Here is a 26,342-nt window from a genome sequence, read left to right as displayed (position 1 = left end):
CCTCTCTTGGCTGTCGCCGCTGTCTCAGTTTTCCTGCAACAACGGTTGCAGGGCTTTGTCGATGGCCTCCCGAGCGCGGAAAATCCGGGAGCGCACGGTACCCACCGGACACTGCATGACGCTCGCAATGTCCTCGTAACTCAGACCATCGAATTCACGTAAAGTTAAAGCCGTACGCAAATCCTCTGGCAGTTGCTGGATGGTCCGATGGACAGTGCCTTCGATCTCATCCCGCAGCAATGCACGTTCCGGAGATTCGAGATCCTTGAGGCCGTGATCGCCATCGTAGAACTCTGCATCCTCTGAACTTACATCGCTATCCGGCGGCCGACGGCCGCGGGAAACCAGGTAGTTCTTTGCCGTATTAATGGCAATACGGTACAGCCACGTATAAAACGCACTGTCACCGCGGAAATTTCCAAGTGCCCGATACGCCTTGATAAAGGCTTCCTGAGCAACGTCCTGGGCTTCATGGGTGTCGTGCACAAAACGCACGATCAACCCGAGAATTTTGTGCTGATATTTCAGCACCAGCAGATCGAAAGCTCGCTTGTCGCCACGCTGTACGCGTTCGACCAGCTGCTGATCCTCTTCCTGGGTTAGCATGAACACTCCTCGATAAGCCCGGAGGAGACTTGCATTACTAAACGACCAGACTTGCAAACATAGACTCGGGCTTTTCGCAAAAGTTCTCCCCCTCCAAGCAAGTTTCCTGCGGGCTCTGATTTGGCACGCACGAAAAACGCAGCGCGGGATAAACCGGCTGCGCGAATAATCTTGTTATCGGTTTCGCCGGCAGGAATCCAAACGCAGATTCCGCACTGAAGCCGACACTGTCCCTGGTTTCTGGCACCGTCTATTGATCTTGGGCCTTTGGCAAAAGTTCCAATTATTTATAGCCGTACCCACCTGACATTGCGCAACCCTGCTCGGAAAAGACTGTTTCAGCGCCGATACAGGTGTCATTTTTCAAAAACGATGAAAAAAACTTCCGACGAAGCACAGCGCTTTTTACTGCGCAGTAGTCTCACAATGCCATCTGGGCCCGGCTATTGTGCCGCCCAACCCCTCTATATACTAGTGGGCTGTGTGGCTGTCTTGACTCGCCGATCCAGCTGTCTTGCGCCAACCCCGACCCGGGTCGCTTTGAGCGGAATCCTGAAATGAGCCAACAGTTCCAACACGATGTTCTGGTGATTGGCAGCGGTGCTGCCGGTTTGACTCTCGCTTTGACCTTGCCCGGTCATCTGCGCATTGCCGTATTGAGCAAAGGCGATCTCGCCAACGGTTCGACATTCTGGGCCCAGGGCGGCGTTGCCGCCGTGCTCGATGATACCGACACTGTCGAATCCCACGTCGACGACACCCTCAATGCGGGCGGCGGCTTGTGCCATGAAGACGCCGTACGCTTTACTGTCGAGCACAGCCGCGAAGCCATTCAATGGCTGATCGACCAAGGCGTGCCGTTCACCCGCGACGAACAGTCCGGCACTGAAGACGGTGGTTTCGAATTTCACCTGACCCGCGAAGGTGGCCACAGCCATCGACGGATCATCCATGCTGCCGACGCCACCGGCGCGGCGATCTTCAAAACCTTGCTGGCCCAGGCCAAAGAGCGCGCGAACATCGAATTGCTGGAACAGCGCGTCGCCGTTGATCTGATCACCGAGCGCCGCTTAGGCCTGGAAGGCGACCGCTGCCTCGGTGCCTACGTGCTGAATCGCGCCACCGGCGAAGTCGACACCTACGGCGCACGGTTCGTGATTCTGGCTTCGGGCGGCGCAGCCAAGGTCTACCTTTATACCAGCAACCCCGACGGCGCCTGCGGTGACGGCATCGCCATGGCCTGGCGTTCCGGTTGCCGGGTGGCGAACCTGGAATTCAACCAGTTCCACCCGACCTGCCTGTATCACCCGCAAGCCAAGAGTTTCCTGATCACTGAAGCGTTGCGTGGCGAAGGCGCGCATTTGAAGCTGCCCAACGGCGAGCGCTTCATGTATCGCTTCGACAAACGCGCGGAGTTGGCGCCTCGTGACATTGTCGCGCGGGCCATCGACCATGAAATGAAGCGTCTGGGTGTCGACTGCGTATACCTCGACATCAGCCACAAGCCAGAATCGTTCGTCAAAGCTCACTTCCCGACTGTTTATGAGCGCTGCCTGGGCTTCGGCATCGACATCACCAAACAACCGATCCCGGTGGTCCCCGCTGCGCACTACACCTGTGGCGGGGTGATGGTCGATCAGCACGGTCGCACCGACGTGCCCGGCCTCTATGCTATCGGCGAAACCAGTTTCACCGGTCTGCACGGTGCCAATCGCATGGCCAGCAACTCACTTCTGGAATGCTTCGTTTATGCCCGTTCGGCAGCGGCGGACATTCTCGCGCAACTTGATGAGGTCGCGGCGCCAAACGCCCTGCCCGTCTGGGATGCCAGCCAGGTGACCGACTCGGATGAAGACGTGATCATCGCGCACAACTGGGACGAATTGCGGCGGTTCATGTGGGACTACGTCGGCATCGTGCGCACCAACAAGCGCCTGCAACGAGCGCAGCACCGGGTGCGTCTGCTGCTGGATGAGATCGATGAGTTTTACAGCAACTACAAAGTCAGCCGAGACCTGATCGAGTTGCGCAACCTGGCACAGGTTGCCGAATTGATGATCAGCTCAGCCATGGAACGCAAGGAAAGTCGCGGGCTGCATTACACCCTCGACTATCCGGATATGCTGCCCGAAGCGCTCGACACTATTCTGGTGCCGCCCACCTACGCCGGCTGAACTTGAGCCGCACTCGCAGGCGTCGGTGCAGATCCGCCGCCTGCGAGTCACGTGGCACGCAGATCGACCTGACCCGCCACTCTCCTCGCAAACGAAAGCGCAGCACCACGATCAATGGCAGCGCCAGACTGTCCGGGCGCAATTGCACTGCTTGCCAGCCATCAGCCTGATTCCACACCTGCCAGCCATCGCCGTCGCGCCGCAACCCGCAGAATGCTTTCGGGTGGTTCAGCAGAATCTGACGTGGCAGCACCCAAAAACCGTGCAGCGCACAGGCGCAAGCGCCGAGCAGACTGGCCCAGAGCGGAATCGACAGCAGACACAACGAACCCATGGCGAACGCCTGGGCCAACAGATACGCCGCCAGCAACTGCCGCGAGGCATGCCAGCGGCATTCGAACGTATTACTTGGGCTGGACACGATCCAGAATCATCCGGACCATGCGTTGCAGCTCCGGATCTTCCGACTCGCTGCGCTCCATGAACCAGCCGAACATGTCCTGATCCTCACAGGTCAGCAAACGCACGTACAGATCACGATCCACTTGATTGAGGTGCGGATAGACCTCCTGCACGAACGGCACCAGCAGCACGTCAAGCTCAAGCATGCCGCGACGGCTGTGCCAAAAGAGGCGATTCAGTTCAACTTGTTCGACCATGGAGCCCTCCTCGAATTTGCCGGGCAGTATACAGCCCCGGCGCGGGCCGCACAGTCGGCTTTGGTCGGGCACCCGTGATCCTTTATCAACTACCCATTTCAACCCTGCCCCCTTATGATGTGCCCCAGTCTATTTACCCTGCGATGACCCATGGCCGATTCTGCTTTTTTCTGCACCCTGTCTCATGAAGGCGTACTCGCGGTTCGCGGTGCGGACGCCGGAAAATTCCTGCAAGGCCAGTTGACCTGCAATATCAATTACCTGAGCGACACCCGCGCCAGCCTCGGCGCCCGCTGCACGCAGAAAGGCCGGATGCAGTCGAGCTTCCGCATCCTGCTTGAGGGCGACGGCGTGGTGATGGCGATGGCCAGCGAGCTGCTCGAGCCGCAACTGGCCGACCTGAAAAAGTACGCAGTGTTCTCCAAATCGAAACTGACCGATGAAAGCGCCGCCTGGGTGCGCTTCGGTCTGGCACATGGCGATGCAGCCCTGACCAGCCTCGGTCTGGCACTGCCGGCCGAAACCGACAGCGTTGTACGCAATGAAGGCCTGATCGCAATTCGCGTTTCGCCCGAGCGCGCCGAACTCTGGGTGCCTGCCGCTCAGGCGCCAAACATTCAAAGCCAACTGTCCGCCACGCTGGCTGAGGGCGAACTGAATCAATGGCTGCTGGGCCAGATCCGCGCCGGTATCGGTCAGGTCATGCCTTCCACTCGCGAACTGTTCATCCCGCAGATGCTCAATCTGCAGGCGGTCGGCGGGGTGAGCTTCAAGAAAGGTTGCTACACCGGCCAGGAAATCGTTGCGCGCATGCAGTACCTGGGCAAGCTCAAGCGGCGCCTGTACCGCCTGCACCTCGACGCAGCCGAGTTGCCGGAGCCCGGCACTCAACTGTTTGCCCCCAGCCACAACAGCTCGATCGGCGAAGTGGTGCTGGCGGCCAATGCCGAGGGAAACATTGAACTCCTGGCCGTGTTGCAGGCCGAAGCTGCCGAAGCCGGTGATTTGCGTCTGGGCGCCCTCGAAGGCCCCGCGTTGCACGTGCTCGACCTGCCTTACGAACTGGATCGCGACCGCGAAATCCAGCGTTGATCGCAGCATTGTTGCAACACCCTAGAGAGTCCAAATGAGCGAACTGGCGGAAAAGGTCCAACAGGATTTGGTTGCGGCCATCGATAACGATGACCTGGTTCTGCCAACGTTGCCGGAAGTGGCCCTGCAAATTCGCAAGGCCGCCGAGGATCCGGAAATCAGCGTCAGCGATCTGAGCAAAGTCATCGGCCGCGACACCGCGCTGTCGGCGCGCCTGATCAAAGTGGTCAATAGTCCGCTGCTGCGCGCGGCGCAGGAAGTCACCGACCTGCACACCGCCATCACCCGTTTGGGCATCAACTACAGCAGCAACCTGGCGATCGGTCTGGTGATGGAGCAGATCTTCAATGCCCGCTCCGAGGTGGTCGAACAGAAGATGCGCGAAGTCTGGCGCAGCAGTCTGGAAATCGCTGGCGTCAGCTATGCGCTGTGTCGTCGTCACACTCAGCTCAAACCCGATCAGGCGGCACTCGGCGGGCTGGTGCATCAGATTGGTGTGTTGCCGATCCTGACTTACGCCGAAGACCACAATGAACTGCTCTCGGATGCGGTCAGCCTGACCCATGTGATCGAGCAGATTCACCCATTGCTCGGCGAGAAATTGCTGCGGGTGTGGGAGTTTCCCGAGCGCCTGGTGCATTTGCCGTTGCTGTATCAAGACTTCAGCCGCGACTCGACGCGCATCGATTACGTCGATGTCGTGCAGGTGGCCAATCTGTATTGCCGCAAGGACACCGACCATCCGTTTGCGCGGATTGACCCGTTTAGCGTGCCGGCGTTCAGAAAGCTCGGGATTGATCCGGAGAACAAGCAGTTTTGCGCGGATCTGGAAGAATCGCGGTCGATGTTCTACTGACCTGTGGTGAGGGGATTTATCCCCGTTGGGTTGCGAAGCGACCCTAGACTCTGCGATCCGAACCGCGACTGCTGCGCAGCCGAGCGGGGATAAATCCCCTCGCCACAAAAAACCCTTGCCACAAAGGTATTACCCGGCAATAAAACTGACCCGCACCTTCAACCCCGCCTGCTCGCCATCATGCAAGGTGATCTGCGCCAGATGAGCGCGACAGATCTCGCCGACAATCGCCAAGCCCAGACCTGAACCGGCAACCTGCTGATTGCGCCGATAAAACCGTTCGAACACTCGATCACGCTCGTGCAGCGGGATGCCCGGCCCGTCATCCTCAACCTCAAGCACCGCCGGCGCCGTGACCCGCAGAATGACATTGCCGCCCGATGGCGTATGCGCCAGCGCGTTGTCGACCAGATTGCTCAGCAGCTCATTGAGCAGCGTCGGCTCACCGCGCAGCCACACCGGTTCATCCGCTTCAAGCGCCAGCGCCACGCCGCGCTTGTGCGCCAACGGCGCCATGGCCATGCCCAGCTCTCGGGCCAATTGACTCAGATCGAGCAACTGCGCGCCGCCCTCGGCAATCGCCCGCGCGCCGTTTTCGACCCGGGCCAGCGATAGCAGCTGATTGGCCAGATGGGTCAGGCGATCGGTGCTTTGCGCGGACGATTCAAGGGTGGTGCGCCAGGTCTCCGGCTCGTTCGAGCGCAGGCCCAGTTCCAGGCGTGCCTTGAGTGCGGCCAGCGGCGTACGCAACTCGTGAGCGGCATCGGCGATGAACTGCGCCTGCCGCTCGAACTGGCCGCGCAGACGCTCGGTGAAATGATTGAGCGCGCGGACCAAGGGTCCCAATTCATGCTGCACTTCCACCAGCGGCAGCGGCCGCAAGTCGTCGGGCTGGCGTTCCTCAACAGCGGTTCTTAACCGCTCCAGCGGGCGCAACGCCGCACTCACCGCGAACCACACCAGCAGCAATGCACCCACGGCCAGCATGCCCAGGCGCAACAGGGTGTCAGCCGCCAGACTGCGCGCCATGCTGACCCGCGCTTCGTCGGTTTCAGCCACGCGGATTTCCGCCATGCCGTTCATGTTCGGCTCGCTTACTGCCTTGAGCAGACTGACCACACGCACGTTCTGGCCGTTGTACTTCGCGTTGTAAAAGCGCGCGAGCGCCGGATAGCTGTCGGTGCGCGGCGTGCCGGGCGGTGGCCCGGGGAGATTTTCGTAGCCGGAAATCAGCTTCTGGTGAATGTCGTTGACCTGGTAGTAAATGCGCCCGGCGCTGTCGTAGGCGAAGGTATCCAGCGCCACGTAAGGCACGTCGGCGCTGAGGCTGCCATCGCGCTGCGACAACCCGGCAGCGATGGTGCGTGCCGAGGCCAGCAGCGTGCGGTCATACGCGGTGTCGGCGGCTTCGCGACCGTTCCAGTAAGCGCTCAAACCACTGGCGAGCATCAGCACCACCAGCAACCATCCAAGGTTCCACAGCAACCGCCAGCGCAGGCTGCTGGGCTTATGCATCGCGGCTTTCCAGCAGATAGCCGAGGCCACGGAAGGTGACGATGGCCACGGGCTGGCCATCGAGCTTCTTGCGCAAGCGGTGCACGTAGATTTCGATGGCGTCGGGGCTGGCTTCTTCGTCGAGGCCGAACACCTGCGCGGCCAGTTGCTCTTTGCTCATTACTCGCCCCGGCCGCGCGATCAACGCTTCCAGGACAGCTTGCTCGCGGGAGGTGAGGGTCAGCAGTTCGTCGCCGAGGGTGAAGCGCCTTGTGTCGAGGTCGTAAGCCAGCACACCACAGCGCTGCTGACGCTCGCCGCCCAGCACACTGCGGCGCAGCAAGGCTTTGACCCGCGCTTCCAGTTCCGTCAGCTCAAACGGCTTGGCCAGGTAGTCGTCAGCACCGAGATTGAGGCCATGCACGCGATCCTTGACGTCACTGCGCGCGGTCAGCATTAACACCGGCAGGTTCTTGCCCCGCGCACGCAGCCGCGCCAGCACCTCGAAACCGTCCATGCGCGGCAGGCCGACATCGAGGATCGCCACGGCATATTCCTCACTGCCCAGCGCCAAGTCGGCGGCCACGCCATCGTGCAACACATCCACCGTCAGACCGGTGCTCTTGAGCGCCTGAGCCACGCTTTCGGCCAGTTGCAGATGGTCTTCGACGAGCAGGACACGCATGGATTTTTACCTCGTTCAGGGTTGGCCGACGCCACGCTTTGTCGCGGAGTTTACAGCCGCAACCGCCGCTGTGAAGCCCGAAAACCGTGAAAGACAATTGAAAGGTTGTTGAAAGGTTAGCCGGTTAGAGTCGGCCCACGGACAGTTTCGACTGTCGCCGCTGCCGCCACACAGCGCAACGAAAAACGCCATGAAGCGTTTTCGACTCATAAGAACAATAACGGAGTACCCCAGCATGCCCTCCATGCGCACCAAGGCTGTAATGCCTGCTCGCCTTGCTCGATTCCACCGTTGCACTGTCGGTTTTTCGCCGCAGTCCTGTTTCCCCTCCGTTGTTTCAGTCGTTGCGCTCGCGCCGCGAGAGAACTGCGCCTGCCGCTAGGTTTTCGCGTTGCCCTTTGGTCATTCGGTCCACCCATAACAACAACTCCTCTGGAGACTCAAATGAACGTATCACTGCGTAAAGTTGCTCTCGCCGCTGGCGCGATGCTGTTTGCCGGCCAACTCATGGCCGAGCCGAAACGTCCCGAATGCATCGCCCCCGCCTCCCCCGGCGGTGGTTTCGACCTGACCTGCAAACTGGTGCAGAGCGCACTGGTCAACCAGAAGCTGTTGAGCAAACCGATGCGCGTGACCTACATGCCCGGCGGTGTCGGCGCGGTGGCATACAACGCAGTAGTGGCGCAACGTCCGGCGGATGCCGGAACGCTGGTGGCGTGGTCGAGCGGTTCGCTGTTGAACCTGGCCCAGGGCAAGTTCGGCCGCTTCGATGAAACCAACGTGCGCTGGCTCGCGGCCGTCGGCACCAGCTACGGCGCCATCGCAGTGAAAAGCGATTCGCCCTACAAGACCCTCGACGATCTCGTTCAGGCGTTGAAGAAAGATCCAGGCTCGGTGGTTATCGGCTCCGGCGGCACCGTCGGCAGCCAGGACTGGATGCAGACCGCACTGATCGCCAAGGCTGCCGGGATCAACCCGCGCGAACTGCGTTACGTGGCACTCGAAGGCGGTGGTGAAATCGCCACGGCCCTGCTCGGCGGCCACATCCAGGTCGGCAGTACCGACATCTCCGACTCCATGCCGCACATCCAGAGTGGTGACATGCGTCTGCTCGCGGTGTTCTCGGACAAGCGTCTCGACGAACCGGAAATGAAGGACATCCCGACCGCTCGTGAGCAAGGCTACGACATCGTCTGGCCAGTGGTGCGCGGCTTCTACCTCGGGCCAAAAGTCAGCGACGAAGACTACGCCTGGTGGAAAGATTCGTTCGACAAACTGCTGGCGTCCGACGAGTTCGCCAAGCTGCGCGATCAGCGTGAGCTGTTCCCGTTCGCCATGACTGGCCCGGAGCTGGACACCTACGTGAAGAAGCAGGTCGCCGACTACAAAGTGCTGGCCAAAGAGTTCGGCCTGATCCAGTGATCGTCTCTGTCTAGTGGCTGCGTCTCCTACGCGGGGACGCAGCACAGGAGCTCCCATGCTTATTCAACGCATTTTCGCCTCGGTGTTACTGCTGGTGTGTGCCGGCCTGGCACTGATGGCGTGGCCGTACCAAGCGGCTTTTTCCTATGAACCGGTCGGCCCGCGCGCCTTTCCGCTGCTGATGCTCGGCCTGATGGGGCTGGCGCTGCTGTACATGGTGTTTCGCCCGGCGCCGATCAAACACAACCCGGATGAGCCGCCGCTGGATCGCGAAACCCTGACCAAGATCGGTCTGTGCGTGGTGTTGCTGCTGGTGTTCGCCGGCACCTTCGAACCCCTTGGCTTCATCGTGGCCAGCATCATTACCGGCGTACCGATGGCCCGTCTCTATGGCGGCCGCTGGCTGCCGAGCGTGGTGATCATCAGCCTGATGGCGGTTGGTCTCTATCTGCTGTTCGATCGCTTGATGGATGTTCCGCTGCCCCTCGGCCTGCTCAGCGTCCTGGAGAACTGATATGGATACCCTTGGCTATTTGGGTCAGGGCTTCGGCGTCGCGCTGAGCCCGTACAACCTGGTGACCGCACTGTGCGGCACCCTGATCGGCACCGTCGTCGGCCTGTTGCCGGGCCTTGGTCCGATCAACGGCGTGGCGTTGCTGATTCCGATCGCGTTCGCGCTCGGCCTGCCGCCGGAGTCGGCGCTGATCCTGCTCGCGGCGGTGTATCTGGGCTGCGAATACGGCGGCCGGATCAGCTCGATCCTGCTGAACATTCCGGGTGAAGCTTCCACCGTCATGACCACCCTCGACGGCTACCCGATGGCCCGCAAAGGTATGGCCGGTGTCGCGCTGTCACTGTCGGCGTGGAGTTCGTTCATCGGCGCGTTCATCGCCACCTGCGGCATGGTCCTGTTTGCGCCGCTGCTGGCGAAATGGGCGATTGCCTTCGGACCGGCGGAATACTTCGTGCTGATGGTGTTCGCGATTGTCTGTCTCGGCGGCATGGCCGGTGATCGACCGTTGAAGACCTTTATTGCGGCGCTGATCGGTCTGTTCCTTTCCACCGTCGGCATCGACGCCAACAGTGGCGTGTACCGTTTCACCGGCGACAACATTCACCTGACCGACGGCATTCAGTTCGTTGTGCTGGTGCTGGGTCTGTTCTCGATCAGCGAAATCCTTCTGCTGCTGGAAAAAACCCACCACGGCCAGGAAGCGGTGAAAGCCACCGGCCGGATGATGTTCAACTTCAAGGAAGCGGCGTCGGTTTTCGTCGTCAACGTGCGCTGCGGCGTGCTCGGTTTCATCATGGGCGTGCTGCCCGGTGCCGGCGCAACGCTCGCCAGTGCCGTGGCCTACATGACCGAGAAACGCATCGCTGGCTCCAGCGGCAAATTCGGTGAAGGCGACCCCCGTGGTCTGGCCGCGCCGGAAACCGCTATCGGCGGCGCGGCGTGCGGCGCTCTCGTTCCGATGCTGACCCTCGGCGTTCCGGGTTCGGGTACCACCGCAGTGATGATCGGCGCGCTGTCGCTGTACAACATCACCCCGGGTCCACTGCTGTTCCAACAGCAACCGGACATCGTCTGGGGCCTGATCGCGTCGTTGTTCATCGCCAACGTGATGCTGGTGATCCTCAACATCCCAATGATCCGCGTATTCACCCGCATCCTCGCCGTGCCGAACTGGGCGCTGGTGCCGATCATCGCGATCATCACCGGGATCGGCGTTTACGCGGTGCACGCGACCACCTTCGATCTGTTCCTGATGATCGGTATCGGCATCTTCGGTTACATCCTGCGCAAGCTGGATTTCCCGCTGTCGCCGCTGCTGCTGGGCTTCATCCTCGGTGGCCTGATGGAGCAGAACCTGCGTCGCGCCCTGTCGATCTCCAATGGCGCGCTGGAGATTCTCTGGTCGAGTCCGATCACCTTCGGTTGCTGGATCCTCACCGCGATCATGCTGCTGATGCCGCTGATCCGCATCTGGCGCAAGCGTTCGGCGGCACGGCGCGTCATTGCCGATGTTTGATCGCTTGTCCCTGAAAGCCTGGTGGGGCACCCCGCTGGTCGGTCTGCTTGGTGGTTTCATCGCCAGCCAGATCGGCTGGCCGCTACCGTGGATGGTCGGCTCGTTGCTGGCGATCATCCTGGTGCGCTGCCTGACGCCGTGGCAACTGGCGGAAATCCCCGGCGGGCGCAAGTGCGGCCAGTGGATCGTCGGCATCGGTATCGGCCTGCACTTCACCCCGCTGGTGATGGAACAGGTGCTCAGTCATTTCGGTTTGATCTTCTTCGGTGCATTGGTCACCAGCCTTTCGGCGGTGGTCGGCGTGTGGCTGATGCGCCGCACCGGCGAGGATCGCGCCACGGCTTTTTTCTCAAGCATGCCCGGTGGTTCCGGGGAGATGGTCAACCTCGGCGCGCGCAACGGTGCTCTGCTCAGCCATGTCGCGGCCGGGCAGAGTCTGCGGGTGTTGGTGGTGGTGTTGTGCGTGCCGGCGGCGTTCAAGTATCTGCTCGGTGACGGCACGCCGATTTCTCACGCCGGCAGTGTCGATTGGCGCTGGCTGGCGATTCTGTTTCCGGCGGGCGCCCTGCTCGCCTGGCTCTGGCAGCGTCTGCGCCAACCCAATCCATGGCTGTTCGGGCCGTTGCTGGTCAGTGCGGCGGTGAGCATTACGTGGGATCTGCACATCGGTTTGCCCAATGGCGGCAGTCAGATCGGTCAATGGCTGATCGGCAGCGGTCTGGGCTGTCACTTCAATCGGCAGTTCTTCCGCCGCGCGCCGTCGTTCATGGGCCGGACGTTGATCGGCACCGCGCTGACCATGTTGATCGCGTCGCTGGCGGCGCTGGGCTTGAGTGCATTGACCCATCTGGATCTGCGTTCACTGACTCTGGGCATGATGCCGGGCGGGATTGCCGAAATGAGTCTGACGGCGGAGACCCTGCAACTGTCGGTGCCGCTGGTGACGGCGATGCAGGTGATGCGGCTGTTGTTTGTGCTGTTTCTGGCGGAGCCGTTGTTCAGGTATTGGAATCGTCATCCCGCCTAAGTCTGCGAGATCGAGTTGCTCTTTTCGCGAGCAGGCTCGCTCCCACAGGGGGTTTGTGGCTTGCACACAATTCCTGTGGGAGCGAGCCTGCTCGCGAAGGGGCCAACCCGGTCGACACATCAAATCGGTGGCAAGCGCCAGTCGATCGGCGTTTCGCCATTCTGTTCGAGAAACTTGTTGGTCCGGCTGAAATGCCCACAGCCCAAAAACCCGCGATAGGCCGACAACGGCGACGGATGCACCGAGGTCAGCACCAGGTGCTTGGTCGCGTCGATCAGCTTCTGCTTGCTCTGCGCATGGGCACCCCAGAGCATGAACACCAGATGCGGCTGCCGCTCGCTGACCACCTCAATGATGCGGTCGGTGAAGTGTTGCCAGCCCTTGTCCTTGTGCGCGTTGGCGTTGGCGCGCTCAACCGTCATGGTGGTGTTGAGCAGCAGCACGCCCTGTTCGGCCCAGCTCTGCAGGTAGCCGTGGTTGGGAATGTCGATGTTGAGGTCGCGTTTCAGCTCTTTATAGATGTTGACCAGCGACGGCGGCGCCGGCACGCCCGGTTGCACCGAGAAGCACAGACCGTGGGCCTGGCCCGGGCCGTGGTAAGGGTCCTGGCCGAGAATCACCACTTTCACCTTGTCCAGCGGCGTTGAGTTCAGGGCATTGAAAATCATCGGTCCCGGCGGATAGATCTCCTTGCCGGATGCCCGCTCCTGCTGCAGAAAGCTGCGCAACTCTGCCATGTAAGGCTGGTCGAACTCAGCACGCAGTGCCTCCTTCCAGCTCGGTTCGAGTTTGATACGGTCGTCAGCAGTCATGGTCATTTCCGGCAAAAACAATGGGGCGAACCCTAGGAAAGCCGACCACGCTTGTCAATTAATCTGACGCAGATCCGGCACTTTCCCCCATAGCGATCATACTGATCGCTCAAATTCCCGATCGAGGTCACGATGAATCTGCACTTCGAAGAACTAACCGGCACCGACGGCGCCCGCATCGGCATCGCCAGCCTGGATGCCGAGAAATCGTTGAACGCGCTGTCCCTGCCGATGATCAATGCGCTCAGCGACAAATTGAACGCCTGGGCCAATGACCCGCAAATCGTCTGCGTACTGCTGCGCGGTAACGGCGCCAAAGCCTTCTGCGCCGGTGGCGAAGTGCGCAGCCTGGTCGAAGCCTGCCGCGCTCACCCCGGCGAAGTGCCGCCGCTGGCCGCGCAGTTTTTCAGCGCGGAATATCGCCTCGATTACAGCCTGCATACCTATCCGAAGCCGCTGATCTGCTGGGGTCACGGTTACGTGCTCGGCGGCGGCATGGGCCTGTTGCAGGGCGCCAGCACGCGGATCGTCACGCCGAGCAGCCGTCTGGCGATGCCGGAAATCACCATTGGTCTGTATCCGGACGTTGGCGCCAGTTGGTTTCTTGCCCGGTTGCCGGGCAAGCTCGGCTTGTTTCTCGGTCTGACCGGCGCGCACATCAACGGCCGTGATGCGCTGGATCTGGATCTGGCCGACCGCTTCCTGCTCGACGAACAGCAACCGCAATTGATCGAAGGCTTGCTGCAATTGAACTGGCAGGAACAGACCGCCATGCAGCTCAACAGCCTGCTCAAGGCTTTGCAGCAGGAAGCACTCGAACAAATGCCCGAAGCGCAGTGGCTGCCGCGTCGTCAGCAGATCGACGAACTGCTCGATGTCAGCGACGTTGCCTGTGCGTGGAAAGCCATCAGCCTGCACCGCGACAGCAGCGATCCGTTGATTGCCCGCGCGGCGAAAACCATGACCGAGGGTTCACCGCTGACCGCGCATCTGGTCTGGGAACAGATCAGCCGCGCGCGGCACATGTCGCTGGCCGAAGTATTCCAGATGGAATACACCCTGAGCCTCAATTGCTGCCGCCATCCGGAATTCAGCGAAGGCGTGCGCGCGCGTTTGATCGACAAGGATCAGAAGCCGCACTGGCACTGGCCGGACATCAATAACGTGCCGGATGCGGTGGTCGAGGCGCACTTTCATAAAGTCTGGGAGGGGCGGCATCCGTTGGCCGATCTGACCCAGTATTGAGGTGACGCGTGGCCCGCGATGGCGACTGGATTTCCATCACGGGCCGGCTCAATCGGTCATCCTGTCAGACATTCAGTTCGTAGAACTCAATGATTTCCTTGATGGCCCGCTGCGCTGCATCGTCGCCCTTTATCAAAATATCCTCGACATCCCTCAGTGGCGGAAGCGGGTGCAGACGCTCGGCAATCTGCGTCGCGCTGTAGTCTTGAATCGCTGTTCCTTCGCTGACTCTTATGAAGCCAATAGCGCTTTCACCAGCAGCAAAATGACTGGAAACCCGGATTTTCGGCGCCATGCCGTAATCCACCACGATCACCAGATCATCGCGCTCACGATGAAACTTGAGGTTGTCGATCGTCAGCCTGCGCTCGGAAAAATCGATTCCGTCCAGGCCGCCTCCGTTGTTGATGATCACGTCTCTGCCGAGGCCATCGTATCGGTAGATATCATTTCCAGCACCGCCGGTCAGCGTGTCATTGCCCGGCCCACCCAACAGCAGATCATCACCGAGGCCGCCGGTGAGCACGTCATCCCCGTGCATGCCTCGGATCTCCCCCGCGCCGCTTATCGTGTCGTTGCCGCGACCGCCCACGAGTGGCAGCGCTCGTCCGTCTCGCAAGGAAGTTGAAAGGGTGGGATGGTTGACGATGACACCCGTACGAAAAGTCTCGGGCGCAGGGCCGAGCTGACTTGATTCCAGGAGCTGCCTCAAACTTGCGACCGCCCCATCGGCGAACTTGACGAGCTCAATACCGGCGCCCTCAAGTTCACCGCTGTGGGGCAAGACGATGCGGACTTTTTGCGTCCCACCCCATTGGATATCGAGCGTCGGATGAAGCATTTTCGCTCTCGGCGGGTTGCGGTAAGCCGCGCGATCCGGGTTGGGCTCAAGCTCGACATGGGTGGTCTCTATCAGCGCAGCACCCCAGCTCAATTGCAGTGCATCGCGCTGCGCGCCTGCGGGAAGAACGACCGTGTCCTGATCGATCAATCCGTACTCGTCTTTCCACCCCGCTACGCCAACTTCTGCTCGGTGGAAAACAGGGTTGAGCACGTCCGCAATCGTGGTTGTCGCCCCGGCATGCGCTTGCACGATGTAGGTGTCGGCGCCGTCTTCGCCGTAGAGCCAGTCATCACCCGATCCGCTGAGCAGATAGTCGGCGCCCTCGGAGCCGAGCAAGGTATCGTCACCTGCACCTGCGGATAAAAACGCGCCCGGTGTTCTGTCGCCGACAGTGCCATAGTCAAGTGGGGAGCCTGCATAAGCGACGATCAGATCATCACCCGCGCCGCCGTGGAAAACGTTTTCCACTTCAACGTTGACCCGCCCGCCGGCATCGTTGCCATGGACGATTTTGCGTTTGATCGTTTCAGTTGTGACATCCCAGCGAAACGCCTTGGGCACTGTTGCGCCCGAACTGAAGCTTGCCGCCGGATAGACGTACCAGCCTTCAAGCGCGCCGGATTGCTTTCGGTCCTCAACCAATACGTCGCCCGTATTGAAGGAAAACCCGTTGGCCGAGCCGGATCGATAATAGCGAGGCGCCTGACTTGAGGAGGCGATTGCTCCCTCGGCTTTCACCGGTTTATGTTCGACACGGGTTGTGGTTGTCGACTGCCTTTCACTGACTACGGCTTGCCCTGCATCCGCCTTCATCCATGGCGGCGTATCAGACAGTGTCCCCGCTTCGACGCTGCCATCGATCAGCTCGCTGTGAGTGGTGTAACCGGTGTCGCTGGTGGTGACATGACTGCGCACCCAAACGCCTTGCTCATTCAAGGTAAAACCTGTGGCGTGTTTGCGGGCGGAGCGTTTTGATTTGGTTTGCGCGAGGAACTCATCGGTCCAGTTGACCGTTTGAACAGACGCCACCGGGCCTTGCGCCGCAGCGGTGACATCGTCTGGCTGAACCGGATCCTCAACTTTGCTTTCCGGGGTTGCCGAGGCGGTGACAGGTTCCGGTACGGGTGGCTCGGCCGTCTCTATCGGTGGCAATGTTTTGCGCAGGACATCTGCGTAATCCAGTACCCCGCCGTCGCTGAAACTGAATGTGGAATCCTTCCACTTCTCGTGATTCTTGATGAGTATCGCGTCGCCTGTGCCATTGGCCAGTCGCAACACCGTACCGACGGAAACTTCGATAACGTCGGCCTTCAAACTTTGCGCGCAAAACCCTGCACCGAACCTGATGAGGTTGCGGCCGCCGGCATCGGTGACGATATCCAGGCCGTCGCCAGCGCCGAAATAGTAGATGTCGGCGCCATCCATGCCATCCAGCACGTCAGCACCGGGACCGCCATCAAACACGTTGTCACCGGAATCACCGCGAAGGTAGTCCGTCCCTTCCCCGCCCAGCAAGGTGTCGTTGCCACCGCCTCCGAGCAGCGTGTCGTTACCTGAGCCACCGTGCAGATAATCGGCATTCTGCTCGGCCTCAGCGCTGTTTTCGTAATCGCCGGCAAGAATGTCGTCACCCGCGCCGCCGTACAGCGTGTCGGCACCGAAACCACCCTGTAACGTATCGTTTCCTTCGCCGCCCTGAAGCACGTCATTGTTGCTTCCGCCCGGCTGCAGGTCAGACACATCGCCATCGAGAAAATCCGCCCCTGCGCCACCCGCCAGCGTATCCGCGCCGCCCATGCCGCGCAGGGTGTCATCCCCCGCGCCGCCATCGAGAAAGTCGTTGCCGTGATAGCGAACCGGATGCTCAGGGCTATCGCCGATCAGATCGTCATTACCTTCGCCGCCGAAGAGCAAATCATCGCCACCGCCGCCCCAGAGCGTGTCATCGCCGGAGCCACCGTCCAGCAGATCATCGCCAAAAAAATGCGCGGCATCGCCTTCGACGCCGTCCAGTACGCCGTCATCACCCTGCAAAATGTCGTTGCCAGGGCCGCCATACAGCGCGTCGCTGCCACCGTTACCGGCGAGCCGGTCATCACCGCTACCGCCGTCCAGCACATCGTTGCCATGGTGTTTGCTGGGTAGCCCACCGCCCCAATCGAGGTTGTCGCCGAGCATTACGTCGTTGCCGCTGCCACCGGTCAGGGTGTCGTCACCTTGATCGCCTTTGAGAAAATCGTCGTCAGCTCCGCCGTCAAGCAGGTCCTCACCCCAGCCGCCGTTGATAATGTCCTTGCCGCCCTGCCCGTACAGCACGTCGTCACCGCCCTCGGGCGCACTGTTTATCGAGGCCTTTGAATAGACCGCTCGGTGACTGGTTACACCGCGAGCTATGGGGACGTCAGCGCGTTTGACCGCCCAACCTTGTTCCAGTGCACCGGTGGTTTCGTCTCCGGATAACACATCGTCGCCAGCACCGCCGATCAAGGTATCCCGGTCATTACCACCGAGCAGAACATCTCGGGATGCCGTACCGATAAGCAAATCGTCACCTTGCCCGCCGTCGAGCCAGTCTCCGCGACTTGCCTTGCCCTTGGCGTCACCGTCGGCCATAGCTTTTTCGAGCGTCGTCTGCTTGTCGCCGAATAACCGATCGTCTCCAGCCTTGCCGAACAATCGATCAGAACCACCCAGGCCGAGAATGACGTCGTCTGCGGCGGAACCGTAAAGTACGTCGGCCTTGTTGCGCTGTTTGACCTTGGACAGCAGCACCACGTTGCCCAGCTCATCAAAGGAAGGCTGATCGCCAGGGACGGTGGGATCAGCGTCTTTGGCTTTCCAGTCGCCCTGAAGCGTCAAATCCGCAGCAGTGAGCGGCTGCCCCTCGTATTCAGGGAGGCGGATGCCAAGCATCCCGGGCTGGAAGTTCTTGATGACCACCAGATCGCTCTGGCCATGTTTGATGTTGAGGGTGTGTTCAACAAGCGTCAGGGTGATGGACCGATCCTCGGTAGACCAGATATTGCTCAGAGGCGCGCAGCGTTTGAGTTGGGGAATCGGCGCGCCGTTGATCCACAGTTGCCCATCGGCGTTGGCATCAAGAATCTCGTCGATGCCATCGCCGCTGGAAAACTCATAGCGGTCACTGCCCTCGCCTCCGATCAAGGAGTCGTTACCCTTTCCTCCGAGCAGAACATCGTCACCGGCCATTCCGTACAACTCATCATTGCCGTCACCTCCGGTTAGCGAGTCGTTACCGCGACCACCTTCAATGACATCGTGACCGGCCATCCCATGGATCGAGTCATTGCCCACGCCGCCATACAGATGATCGGCATTTGCGCCGCCGGCGAAAGATCGCCCACCGTCATCACCGAACATGGCCAGCGGGTTCAGCACTCCGGTGGTCATCGGCGCCTGTTTGCCTGAGGCGAGATCGGAGTAGGAAAACTGCTGCAGCGAGTGTTCGCCAAACGAGCCTTGGGTTCGGGCAATCAACCGCGCCAGCATTTGCGCTCGATCCGCCAGCCACTGCGCGGTGATAAAGCCTTCGCCAGTGTGCGGATCGTAAAGCTCGAGATTGCGATCGGGATAACCGTCGGCTCGTTCTATGACGACTTCACTGAGTTGCTGCAAAGAGTTGCGCAACGCCACACCGAGCGGCGTCGCCTCGCCTGCCAGTTTCGCCCATGCATTGGCATTGCCGAACTCGCTTATTGTCCGGGTGACGATGCTTTGCGACCGCTCTGGGGAGAATGCCGAGAAGAAGGCGTAAGCGTTGCTGGCGAAGGTGTCGTTGGTGGTGGGTATGGCAGCAGAATCGCCGTCGTAAGTGCGCTTGAACATGTCGAGAAATTCGTTCTGGCCGTAGCGCAAGATCAGCTCGACCACGGCGGCAACAGGCGTACCTTTGACTACATGCTGAATCAGCGGATTCACACTGCCACTCGCCAGCGCGATGTTGATTTGCTCCGGAACCACTGAAAGCAGACTTTGCAGTGGATTGACGCCGAAATTGCTGATCGCCGCTCGCAGGCCGACGCTGTAGGCGTCGATGGCGAAGAGAATGTTTTTATAGTCGTCGAGCCGGTTGGGTTTTGCCTGAGTGGGTGGGCCGTCATCTTCCGCATTCGGGTCGCCAGCAGAAATCTAGTCTCCAGGTTTCATAGGGAGGTTTACCGCCCAGCAGGCTGAATCCGACTGTTCCAGACCAGCCGGCATTGCGTTTCACGGCGGTATCGTCCTCCCCGCAAACCTCCTTGAACAGCGCCTCGCCAATCGCGCTGGCGTCGATTTCAGCGATCTGGCTGATTGACGGAACAGTCCAGGGTGCCAGTTGACCGGCAAGGGATCCGTTGATCAGGGTATTGATGAAGTTGACGGCAACCTGGTTGGATGAAAGCTGCATCAGGTCTTCACTGAAAATTGTATTCAGTCTGAGTTCACCCTGGCGTGAGGTGTAACCACGAATCAGGGCAGAGTAGGCACCGTTTCCACCGTTGGCATCAATGGCCACGGCAAGCCAGAGTCTGGCGCTTTTCAGCACCTCTCCAGCCTCTCTATCGGCAGCTGCAACGTCAGAAACTTTTTCACCAATAATGTCGAATAGCTTCTGGTACAGGGGAGCGCAGCTTGCCCCTGCTAATTCCAATGCAATGTACTCCACACCCTCAGAATTTAATGTCATGCCTTTGCAACTATTTGCCGCATTGAAAATTTCGGATTTTTCCATATCGTTAAAAACATAACTCATTGTTACTTCCTTGTAATAACAGAGCGTGAAAGATAATCACTGAGATACTTGAGCATCTCAGGTGCTTCGCGTAATGACGACAGACCAAGACCTACACTACCGTGCCCTCCAGCGAAGTCGAAGTTATCCAGATTGACCGTGCAGAAGAAATTCAGCTTGCCGAAATCCAGATTCTCCAATTCAGCCCTACCAAAACCTGCCAGCTTTTTGTCAGTCAGTTGCTCTTCGGAAGCCGGGCGAATCAAGCCGTCACACTTGATCAGCCGAGGGGTTCCGTCTCGCCGCGGCCAACCTGCAATGACAAAATTTCGTACGGATGACACATTCTTGAAATGCGGTGGCGGAGCATTCAGCCAAACTTCCAGCCCCGGATAATTCTTTAGTTTCACAATCAACTCATCCGGCCAGTTGACGTGCCGATAACCCCGCTCATGGGGCTCGGTAGTTTCCTTTCTGGTAAAAAGCCCGGCATTCAATTTATAGAGCCGCCAGCTTTCGGGGATCGGTTCCAGGCGCTGATTCTGGTGCCGGCGCAGCCCCGTCCCGGTCCACCAGAAAAGCCCCTTCAGAGCAATCGCCAGACACGCTTTCTTGTTCACCATCTCAGGCATGCCAACGTAAAACTCGGGGACTAGTGTCTTATCTATATAGGCGCCGCCTAATATCGGCACTTGCTTCATGCTCGCCAGCTTGTTCTGGCAAGCTTTCTCGTTTGCTTGGTGAATAGCCGCCGACTCGGCAGATTGTTCTTTGCGAATATAAAATTCCGCTACGCAATAACAGACATAAAAGAACAATCCATACTTCAATAACCTTTTAAACCACTTGATCGTCTGCTTACGCGACTTCCTGGACATTTCAAACCTCCCGCTCAAACTGCGGAACGGTTGGTATGTCGTTATGCCCGGATATCGCGCTTGCAAAAACCTCAAAGTATTGGCTCACGCCCGATTCCACACTGAACCGACCTGCCGTCAACTTTGCGGCGCTGGCAAGTCCATCGTACTCACCTGCCGACTTCAAAACCTTGCTTACACTGCTGGCAATTTCTTGATGGTCGAAGAAATCCACCAACACGCCATTAGCCCCCTCGACAATGACTTCCCTTACCGGAGCCGTATCCGACGCAACAACCACACAACCAGACGCCATCGCCTCCAGTAACGACCAAGACCAGACAAACGGATACGTCAAATAAACATGGACTTTGGAACATGTCAGAACCGCGCGGTAAGTCTGGTGAGGAAGTTTCCCTGTGAAATGCACTCTGGAGTGATCGAAACTGACCTCCGCCTCCATCCTGCTGCGCCAATCCGGGTACCCGACCGGCTTACTGCCATAACTGACACCGTCACCGCCAACCACGATGATCTGCGCATCGGGGCACTCGGCCTGAATAAGCGGGATCGCTCGCATGAAACTGTGAAAGCCGCGATAAGGCTCGAGGTTTCTGGCGACATAGGTAACGATCGGCTGTCCGGCTTTGAGCTCGATTCCATTGGGCAATCTGACTGCCCCGACTTTCGCCAGGTCAGAACGTTGAATCACACCTTCGTGAATGACCCGAATCGCCGACCGGTAAGCGGCCGGAAACAGGCTGCGCTGCCATTGCGTAGGCGCGATTGCGATATCACATTGTTGAAGATTCAACAGATGCAGCGAGTTGAGCACGCGCAGCCGTGACGACTCCCTTGCGGCTCGGCGGAATTCAGGGTCGAACCCGCAGTCGGCGCCCTGCGCTCGATAGTAATACTCGCAATAGTGAATCAGCGGCGTATCGGCATAGACATCCTTGGCAAACAGCGTCTCTCCCCATCCGGGATGAGCAAGAATGACATCTGGCTGATAACCCGAACGTTTCAGCCTGCCCAGGATTTCAAAAACCTTCTGACCGTCGATCACCGCTTGTTCATAGCGGATCAGATAGGGGTGAATATTGCCGGGCGCTCGGCTGGTCGCTCGATATCGATGGATTTGCACACCGGCGACGCCCGGTGCCGTGTCCCGGCCTATCGCCACAACCTCATCACCGCGCTCCAGCGCTGCCAGCACCACATGACGGAACTGACCGGGAAAATTTTGATGAATAACCAGTAGCTTCATAGCGCTGAACGTCCATTTTTCGCCGCTATCGAGCTGAGGATTGCTCGCCTCGTTCGGCATCCACGAACGCTAACAAACACCACGAAATGAAACTGTAGGACGCTTCCGGGATTGCCTTGGGAGATGGCCCACGGAACGCTTTTTCGCCGGGCAAAAAAAAGCGGCGCTTGATGCGCCGCTTGTTCGTTGCGGTGATTTACCAGCGGTTGCCACGGCCATTGTGGTCACGGCGACCGCTGTGACGATCATAGTTGCCGCGACCCCGGTGGTCATTGTCCCAACCGCCGCGACGGTGGCCGTCCCAGCGTCCGCGATCATTGCCGTGCCAACGCCGGCTTTCGTAGTAACGCGGGGCCGGTTGATAGTGCCGCGGCGCCTGGTAATAACGCGGTTGCTGGTAGTACCGCGGCGCTGGTTGGTAGTAGCGCGGCTGAGTGTAATAAGTGCCGCCGCTGCGGTAATAGGAGCCGCCACCGCTGTAATAGGCCGGAGCGGGTGATGTGTAGACCTCTGACCTGTAGTAGCTGTCTCCATAGGAATAAGGAACGCATCCGCCAAGGGAAAAAAGCATCACGGCAAGCAGTACGATTCGGCGATACATGGCGGCCTCCTGGACCGCGGGTTGGCCACACCAGCGACGCTGGCAGGCGACCGTCAGCAATTGCGTGACTGTCGAAGAATCAGACAGCGGTTTCAGAATCTGGTGCGTTCCTGCAACAAGTTGAAACAAGTGATCATGAAATCTTGTTAATCCGCAAATCAACGATCAGTGATGCGTAAACGCGCTGCATGACGGTGCAACCGCGCACCACCACGATGCGCTGTCGCTCGCCCCGCTCCCCCCGGCAATCCAGCAGATCCCCGCCGCAGAGGCCTCGGCGCGACTTGGCACGCCTCTCGCTTTAGCAAACCTGTGCAGGAGTCATCACAGGTTCGCGGCACCACAATTTGCAATGGCTGACTAGGGTTCCGGCTCGCAAGCGCGAGTGGCTGGTCCGAGAGTTGGCGACCTCCAGTTGAGGTTACACGGCGGGACAAAAGCCCGGGAGACAAGCCACCGTTCGCGGTGCCGCGTTGCCTTCCTGTCCGCCCTCGATCAACTGGAGAATCCGCAATGATCCGACTACGTTTCCCCGCCCTGCTCGCCGCCGCTTTCGCCGCGCTCATCAGCACGCAATCTTCCGCCGCCCAGAAAGACCACTTCAGCGTGTGCTGGACGATCTACGCCGGCTGGATGCCATGGGAATACGCCGGCAGCCAGGGCATTGTCGACAAATGGGCGAAGAAATACGGGATCAAGATCGACGTCGTGCAACTCAACGACTACGTCGAATCGATCAACCAGTACACCGCCGGCCAGTTCGACGGCTGCACCATGACCAACATGGATGCGCTGACCATTCCGGCTGCCGGAGGCGTTGACAGCACCGCGTTGATCGTCAGCGATTTCTCCAATGGCAATGACGGCATCGTGCTCAAAGGCGAAGGTAAAAAAGTCGCCGATCTGAAAGGCATGGACGTCAATCTGGTCGAGCTCTCGGTCTCGCATTACCTGCTGGCTCGCGCGCTGGACTCGGTGGACCTGACCGAGAAAGACCTGAAGGTGGTCAACACCTCCGACGCCGACATTGCCGCCGCATTCAACACCGACGACGTCAACGCCGTGACCACCTGGAACCCGATGCTCTCGGATATCAAGGCCAAACCCGGCGTCAGCGAAGTGTTCAATTCCAGCCAGATCCCCGGCGAGATCATGGACATGATGGTGGTCAACAGCGCCACGCTCAAAGACAACCCGGCACTGGGCAAAGCGCTGACTGGCGCGTGGTTCGAAGTGGTCGCTTTGATGAACGCGAAAAATGCCGCGAGCAAAGCCGCACTGGAACACATGGCCAAGGCCTCTGGCACCGATCTCGCCGGCTTCCAGGCGCAACTGGACACCACAAAACTGTTCGCCACGCCAAGCGAAGCGCTGAATTTCGCCACCAGCAAACAACTGCCGGACACCATGCGCAAGGTCGCCGAGTTCTCCTTCGAGCACGGCTTGCTCGGCGAAGGCGCGAAGGACCCGAGCGCGGTGGGCATGTCCTTCGCCAACGGCGTGACCAGCGGCGACACCGCCAACCTCAAGCTGCGTTTCGATCCGACCTACGTGCAGATGGCCGCCGACGCCAAGCTGTAAGCCACGGAGGATTTGGCCATGCGCCTGATCAATCGCCACCCTGATCGCCCGAGTCGCCTGTTGCTGGTGATCCTGCCGTTCGCGCTGGTGCTGTTCGCCTACTTCACAGGCTCGGCCGAGCGCCTGGCGGACAACCCCAACGACAAACTGCTGCCCAGCGCCGTGCAGATGAGCGACGCGGTTAAACGCTTGGCCTTCAACGCCGACAGCCGCACCGGTGAATACCTGTTGTGGCAAGACACTGCGTCGAGTCTGCGGCGTTTGGCCATCGGCCTCGGCATCGCGGCGCTGGCGGGTCTTTGCCTCGGTATCGCGGCGGGCACCCTGCCGCTGTTCGGCGCGCCGTTGTCGCCGTTGCTGACGGTGCTGTCGATGGTGCCGCCGCTGGCGATCCTGCCGATTCTGTTCATCGTCTTCGGCCTGGGCGAGTTGTCGAAAGTCATGCTGATTGTGATTGGCATCACCCCGGCACTGGCCCGGGATCTGGAACAGCGTGCCCGCGACATTCCGGTCGAACTGCTGATCAAGGCGCAGACCCTCGGCGCCTCGACCTGGACGTTGATGCTGCGCGTGGTCTTGCCGCAGCTGTTGCCGCGCTTGCTGATCTCGCTGCGCTTGATGCTCGGTTCGGCGTGGCTGTTCCTGATTGCCGCCGAAGCGATCGCCTCCACCGATGGCCTCGGCTACCGGATCTTTCTGGTGCGGCGCTACCTGGCGATGGATGTGATCCTGCCCTACGTGGTGTGGATCACCCTGCTCGCCTGGCTGATGGACTGGGGCTTGAAACAGCTGACCCAGCGCGCTTTCCCTTGGTATGAGGGAGCGGCGAAATGAGCTTCATCACAGTAAAAAACGTCTGGCAGCAGTACGCCGATCAAGTGGTTCTGGAAGGCTTGAACCTGAGCGTCAACGAAGGCGAGTTCTGCACCTTGGTCGGCGCCTCCGGTTGCGGCAAATCGACCTTCCTGCGCCTGCTGCTCGGCCAGGAAAGCGCCAGTCGCGGGGAGATTCTGCTCGACGGCCAGCCCTTGGCCAGCGAGCCGGATGCCAGCCGTGGCGTGGTCTTCCAACGCTACTCGGTGTTCCCGCACCTGAGCGTGCTCGACAACGTCGCCCTCGGTCTCGAATTGCCGCGCGCGCCCTTGCTCGGCCGGCTGTTCGGCAACGCCAAACGCGAGGCGCGCGAGCAGGCTGCAGCCCTGCTGACAAAAGTCGGCCTCGGCCATGCGCAGGACAAGTACCCGGCACAGCTGTCCGGCGGCATGCAGCAACGCTTGGCCATCGCCCAGGCGCTGATCATGAAGCCGCGCGTGTTGCTGCTCGACGAGCCCTTCGGCGCGCTCGATCCGGGCATTCGCAAAGACATGCACGCGCTGCTGCTGGAGCTGTGGCGCGAGACGCAACTGACGGTGTTCATGGTCACCCACGACCTGTCGGAAGGCTTCAGCCTGGGCACGCGCCTGCTGGTGTTCGACAAGGTGCGCCTCGACCCGCACGCCCCCGGCGCCTATGGCGCCCGCATCACCTACGACATCCCGTTGAACAGCGACCGCCGCGCCCAGCGCGCCGCCGTCGAGGCCCTGCCGCTGCCGCTGGCGGGCACCCTTCGCACTGCTTGAGAGGACTGCTCCAATGACTGATTCAATCCAACTCTTCCCACCCTTCGCTGAAGAACTGCTGCCGGGCGGCGGCCACCGTTCATTCGTGCTCAAGCGCGGCCAATTGCTGCGCCTGACCGACCTGCGCGGCGGCGCCAATGTCAGCCTGACCTTGCTCAATGCCAATGAAAAAACCGAGCGATTGAACCTGCCCGACAGCCTCAAATGCCAACACACCGCCAAGCTCACCGCCGGCCACTGCCTGTACTCGGACATGGGCCGCGTGCTAGCCGCGATCACCACCGACACCTGCGGCTGGAGCGACAGCCTCGGCGGCGTGCTGTGCGCGCAAGAGGTCGCAGAAAAATACGGCCAGGGCCGCTACCAGGAACTGCGCAACGGCTTCTTTCGCAATGGCACCGACAACCTGTTGGTGGAGCTCGGCAAGTGGGGCCTGGGCCTGTCCGACCTGCTGATGACCCTCAATCTGTTCAGCCGTGTGAACGTCGATGAGGCCGGGCGTTTCCACTTCGTCGAAGGCAACTCGAAGGCCGGCGACTACATCGAGCTATACGCGCCGATGGACAGCCTGGTGGTGCTCACCGCCTTGCAACATCCAATGGACCCGTCCCCCGAATACGCCCCGAAACCCTTGAAGCTGAGCTGGATGAACGCCGACGACAGCGTCGCCGAACACTGCCGCACTTCGCGCCCGGAAAACGAGCGCGGCTTCATCAACACCGACCGTTTGTTCGCCTGA

General features: G+C 60.1%; 21 protein-coding genes, 1 pseudogene and 1 riboswitch. Of the genes and pseudogenes, 12 read left to right on the top strand and 10 right to left on the bottom strand.

Going from position 1 to position 26,342, the window contains the following annotated elements; translation table 11 throughout:
• Positions 1-24: 24 nt before the first annotated feature.
• Positions 25-606 (bottom strand): RNA polymerase sigma factor RpoE/AlgU, encoded by a 582-nt coding sequence (gene rpoE, locus HU724_RS07510; protein ID WP_003172477.1) that lies wholly within the window; start codon positions 604-606, stop codon positions 25-27.
• Between the two features lie 557 nt (positions 607-1,163).
• Here rpoE and nadB point away from each other — a divergent pair.
• The gene (gene nadB, locus HU724_RS07505; RefSeq protein ID WP_186568323.1) at positions 1,164-2,780 is read left to right on the top strand and encodes an L-aspartate oxidase; all 1,617 of its coding nucleotides are present in this window, start codon (positions 1,164-1,166) and stop codon (positions 2,778-2,780) included.
• Here nadB and HU724_RS07500 read toward each other — a convergent pair.
• Together HU724_RS07500 and HU724_RS07495 are read right to left on the bottom strand one after the other, a co-directional pair.
• Positions 2,749-3,201, bottom strand: a complete 453-nt coding sequence (locus HU724_RS07500; protein WP_186568321.1) for a protein YgfX — start codon at positions 3,199-3,201, stop codon at positions 2,749-2,751. The two genes, nadB and HU724_RS07500, sit on opposite strands and share 32 nt — an antisense overlap.
• Complete coding sequence (locus tag HU724_RS07495; protein ID WP_007963266.1) at positions 3,185-3,439, bottom strand: FAD assembly factor SdhE; 255 nt, start codon at positions 3,437-3,439, stop codon at positions 3,185-3,187. The genes HU724_RS07500 and HU724_RS07495 overlap by 17 nt, the downstream gene beginning before the upstream one ends.
• Positions 3,440-3,589: 150 nt before the next feature.
• Here HU724_RS07495 and ygfZ point away from each other — a divergent pair, with 150 nt between their 5' ends.
• A complete protein-coding gene (ygfZ, locus tag HU724_RS07490; RefSeq protein WP_076566391.1) occupies positions 3,590-4,531 on the top strand; it encodes a CAF17-like 4Fe-4S cluster assembly/insertion protein YgfZ in 942 nt (313 codons plus the stop codon).
• 34 nt (positions 4,532-4,565) lie between these two features.
• Positions 4,566-5,387, top strand: coding sequence for an HDOD domain-containing protein (locus HU724_RS07485; RefSeq protein ID WP_016770675.1), 822 nt, complete (start codon positions 4,566-4,568; stop codon positions 5,385-5,387).
• A 129-nt stretch (positions 5,388-5,516) separates the two neighbouring features.
• Here HU724_RS07485 and HU724_RS07480 read toward each other — a convergent pair whose 3' ends face one another.
• Entirely contained in the window at positions 5,517-6,902 is a 1,386-nt protein-coding gene (locus HU724_RS07480; protein ID WP_024011993.1) for a sensor histidine kinase, read from the bottom strand.
• A complete protein-coding gene (locus HU724_RS07475) occupies positions 6,895-7,566 on the bottom strand; it encodes a response regulator (protein ID WP_024011992.1) in 672 nt (223 codons plus the stop codon). The genes HU724_RS07480 and HU724_RS07475 overlap by 8 nt, the downstream gene beginning before the upstream one ends.
• 444 nt (positions 7,567-8,010) lie before the next feature.
• On the opposite strand from HU724_RS07475, the gene HU724_RS07470 reads away from it, so the two are divergent.
• Genes HU724_RS07470 through HU724_RS07455 form a run of 4 tightly spaced genes read left to right on the top strand, consistent with a single transcriptional unit; the run spans position 8,011 to position 12,045 of the window.
• On the top strand, positions 8,011-8,988 hold the full coding sequence (locus tag HU724_RS07470) for a Bug family tripartite tricarboxylate transporter substrate binding protein (protein WP_024011991.1): 978 nt from the start codon (positions 8,011-8,013) through the stop codon (positions 8,986-8,988).
• Positions 8,989-9,043: 55 nt separating this feature from the next.
• The gene (locus tag HU724_RS07465) at positions 9,044-9,502 is read left to right on the top strand and encodes a tripartite tricarboxylate transporter TctB family protein (protein WP_016771276.1); all 459 of its coding nucleotides are present in this window, start codon (positions 9,044-9,046) and stop codon (positions 9,500-9,502) included.
• Position 9,503: 1 nt separating this feature from the next.
• The gene (locus HU724_RS07460; RefSeq protein ID WP_056783519.1) at positions 9,504-11,018 is read left to right on the top strand and encodes a tripartite tricarboxylate transporter permease; all 1,515 of its coding nucleotides are present in this window, start codon (positions 9,504-9,506) and stop codon (positions 11,016-11,018) included.
• Positions 11,011-12,045, top strand: a complete 1,035-nt coding sequence (locus HU724_RS07455) for an AbrB family transcriptional regulator (RefSeq protein ID WP_122602179.1) — start codon at positions 11,011-11,013, stop codon at positions 12,043-12,045. The genes HU724_RS07460 and HU724_RS07455 overlap by 8 nt, the downstream gene beginning before the upstream one ends.
• Positions 12,046-12,164: 119 nt before the next feature.
• Here HU724_RS07455 and ung read toward each other — a convergent pair whose 3' ends face one another.
• On the bottom strand, positions 12,165-12,857 hold the full coding sequence (gene ung / locus HU724_RS07450; protein ID WP_056783514.1) for a uracil-DNA glycosylase: 693 nt from the start codon (positions 12,855-12,857) through the stop codon (positions 12,165-12,167).
• Between the two features lie 132 nt (positions 12,858-12,989).
• On the opposite strand from ung, the gene dspII reads away from it, so the two are divergent.
• Positions 12,990-14,102, top strand: a complete 1,113-nt coding sequence (dspII, locus tag HU724_RS07445; protein WP_123442927.1) for an enoyl-CoA hydratase/isomerase DspII — start codon at positions 12,990-12,992, stop codon at positions 14,100-14,102.
• Between the two features lie 64 nt (positions 14,103-14,166).
• Here dspII and HU724_RS27510 read toward each other — a convergent pair.
• The 4 genes and pseudogenes from HU724_RS27510 to HU724_RS07425 form a co-directional block, all read right to left on the bottom strand.
• Positions 14,167-19,699, bottom strand: a pseudogene (locus HU724_RS27510) (calcium-binding protein).
• Between the two features lie 2 nt (positions 19,700-19,701).
• A complete protein-coding gene (locus HU724_RS07435; protein ID WP_024011986.1) occupies positions 19,702-20,556 on the bottom strand; it encodes a hypothetical protein in 855 nt (284 codons plus the stop codon).
• A gap of 1 nt (position 20,557) precedes the next feature.
• Positions 20,558-21,862 (bottom strand): glycosyltransferase family 4 protein, encoded by a 1,305-nt coding sequence (locus tag HU724_RS07430; protein ID WP_225927670.1) that lies wholly within the window; start codon positions 21,860-21,862, stop codon positions 20,558-20,560.
• 136 nt (positions 21,863-21,998) lie between these two features.
• A complete protein-coding gene (locus HU724_RS07425; protein ID WP_125917750.1) occupies positions 21,999-22,403 on the bottom strand; it encodes a hypothetical protein in 405 nt (134 codons plus the stop codon).
• Positions 22,404-22,752: 349 nt separating this feature from the next.
• Positions 22,753-22,853: riboswitch (guanidine-I (ykkC/yxkD leader) on the top strand.
• 63 nt (positions 22,854-22,916) lie between these two features.
• On the opposite strand from HU724_RS07425, the gene HU724_RS07420 reads away from it, so the two are divergent.
• Genes HU724_RS07420 through HU724_RS07405 form a run of 4 tightly spaced genes read left to right on the top strand, consistent with a single transcriptional unit; the run spans position 22,917 to position 26,342 of the window.
• Positions 22,917-23,984 carry a putative urea ABC transporter substrate-binding protein gene (locus HU724_RS07420; RefSeq protein ID WP_186568319.1) on the top strand — a complete coding sequence of 356 codons (1,068 nt, stop codon included), beginning with the start codon at positions 22,917-22,919 and terminating at the stop codon, positions 23,982-23,984.
• Positions 23,985-24,002: 18 nt separating this feature from the next.
• The gene (locus HU724_RS07415) at positions 24,003-24,818 is read left to right on the top strand and encodes an ABC transporter permease (protein WP_024011982.1); all 816 of its coding nucleotides are present in this window, start codon (positions 24,003-24,005) and stop codon (positions 24,816-24,818) included.
• Positions 24,815-25,603 carry an ABC transporter ATP-binding protein gene (locus HU724_RS07410; RefSeq protein WP_186568317.1) on the top strand — a complete coding sequence of 263 codons (789 nt, stop codon included), beginning with the start codon at positions 24,815-24,817 and terminating at the stop codon, positions 25,601-25,603. The genes HU724_RS07415 and HU724_RS07410 overlap by 4 nt, the downstream gene beginning before the upstream one ends.
• A gap of 13 nt (positions 25,604-25,616) precedes the next feature.
• Complete coding sequence (locus HU724_RS07405; RefSeq protein WP_186568315.1) at positions 25,617-26,342, top strand: urea amidolyase associated protein UAAP1; 726 nt, start codon at positions 25,617-25,619, stop codon at positions 26,340-26,342.

This window comes from Pseudomonas iranensis, from assembly GCF_014268585.2.
Classification (GTDB): Bacteria; Pseudomonadota; Gammaproteobacteria; order Pseudomonadales; family Pseudomonadaceae; genus Aquipseudomonas; species Aquipseudomonas iranensis.
This window is presented reverse-complemented; position numbering and strand designations above follow the sequence as displayed.

Bases quoted from the DNA above. Each gene is read 5' to 3' on its own strand.
- HU724_RS07425 (WP_125917750.1), bottom strand. From the start codon at position 22,403: ATGTATCGCCGAATCGTACTGCTTGCCGTGATGCTTTTTTCCCTTGGC.
- HU724_RS07435 (WP_024011986.1), bottom strand. From the start codon at position 20,556: ATGTCCAGGAAGTCGCGTAAGCAGACGATCAAGTGGTTTAAAAGGTTA.
- HU724_RS07415 (WP_024011982.1), top strand. From the start codon at position 24,003: ATGCGCCTGATCAATCGCCACCCTGATCGCCCGAGTCGCCTGTTGCTG.
- HU724_RS07475 (WP_024011992.1), bottom strand. From the start codon at position 7,566: ATGCGTGTCCTGCTCGTCGAAGACCATCTGCAACTGGCCGAAAGCGTG.
- ygfZ (WP_076566391.1), top strand. From the start codon at position 3,590: ATGGCCGATTCTGCTTTTTTCTGCACCCTGTCTCATGAAGGCGTACTC.
- HU724_RS07420 (WP_186568319.1), top strand. From the start codon at position 22,917: ATGATCCGACTACGTTTCCCCGCCCTGCTCGCCGCCGCTTTCGCCGCG.
- HU724_RS07465 (WP_016771276.1), top strand. From the start codon at position 9,044: ATGCTTATTCAACGCATTTTCGCCTCGGTGTTACTGCTGGTGTGTGCC.
- nadB (WP_186568323.1), top strand. From the start codon at position 1,164: ATGAGCCAACAGTTCCAACACGATGTTCTGGTGATTGGCAGCGGTGCT.
- HU724_RS07460 (WP_056783519.1), top strand. From the start codon at position 9,504: ATGGATACCCTTGGCTATTTGGGTCAGGGCTTCGGCGTCGCGCTGAGC.
- HU724_RS07410 (WP_186568317.1), top strand. From the start codon at position 24,815: ATGAGCTTCATCACAGTAAAAAACGTCTGGCAGCAGTACGCCGATCAA.
- HU724_RS07455 (WP_122602179.1), top strand. From the start codon at position 11,011: ATGTTTGATCGCTTGTCCCTGAAAGCCTGGTGGGGCACCCCGCTGGTC.
- rpoE (WP_003172477.1), bottom strand. From the start codon at position 606: ATGCTAACCCAGGAAGAGGATCAGCAGCTGGTCGAACGCGTACAGCGT.
- HU724_RS07480 (WP_024011993.1), bottom strand. From the start codon at position 6,902: ATGCATAAGCCCAGCAGCCTGCGCTGGCGGTTGCTGTGGAACCTTGGA.
- HU724_RS07405 (WP_186568315.1), top strand. From the start codon at position 25,617: ATGACTGATTCAATCCAACTCTTCCCACCCTTCGCTGAAGAACTGCTG.
- ung (WP_056783514.1), bottom strand. From the start codon at position 12,857: ATGACTGCTGACGACCGTATCAAACTCGAACCGAGCTGGAAGGAGGCA.
- HU724_RS07430 (WP_225927670.1), bottom strand. From the start codon at position 21,862: ATGCCGAACGAGGCGAGCAATCCTCAGCTCGATAGCGGCGAAAAATGG.
- dspII (WP_123442927.1), top strand. From the start codon at position 12,990: ATGAATCTGCACTTCGAAGAACTAACCGGCACCGACGGCGCCCGCATC.
- HU724_RS07495 (WP_007963266.1), bottom strand. From the start codon at position 3,439: ATGGTCGAACAAGTTGAACTGAATCGCCTCTTTTGGCACAGCCGTCGC.
- HU724_RS07485 (WP_016770675.1), top strand. From the start codon at position 4,566: ATGAGCGAACTGGCGGAAAAGGTCCAACAGGATTTGGTTGCGGCCATC.
- HU724_RS07470 (WP_024011991.1), top strand. From the start codon at position 8,011: ATGAACGTATCACTGCGTAAAGTTGCTCTCGCCGCTGGCGCGATGCTG.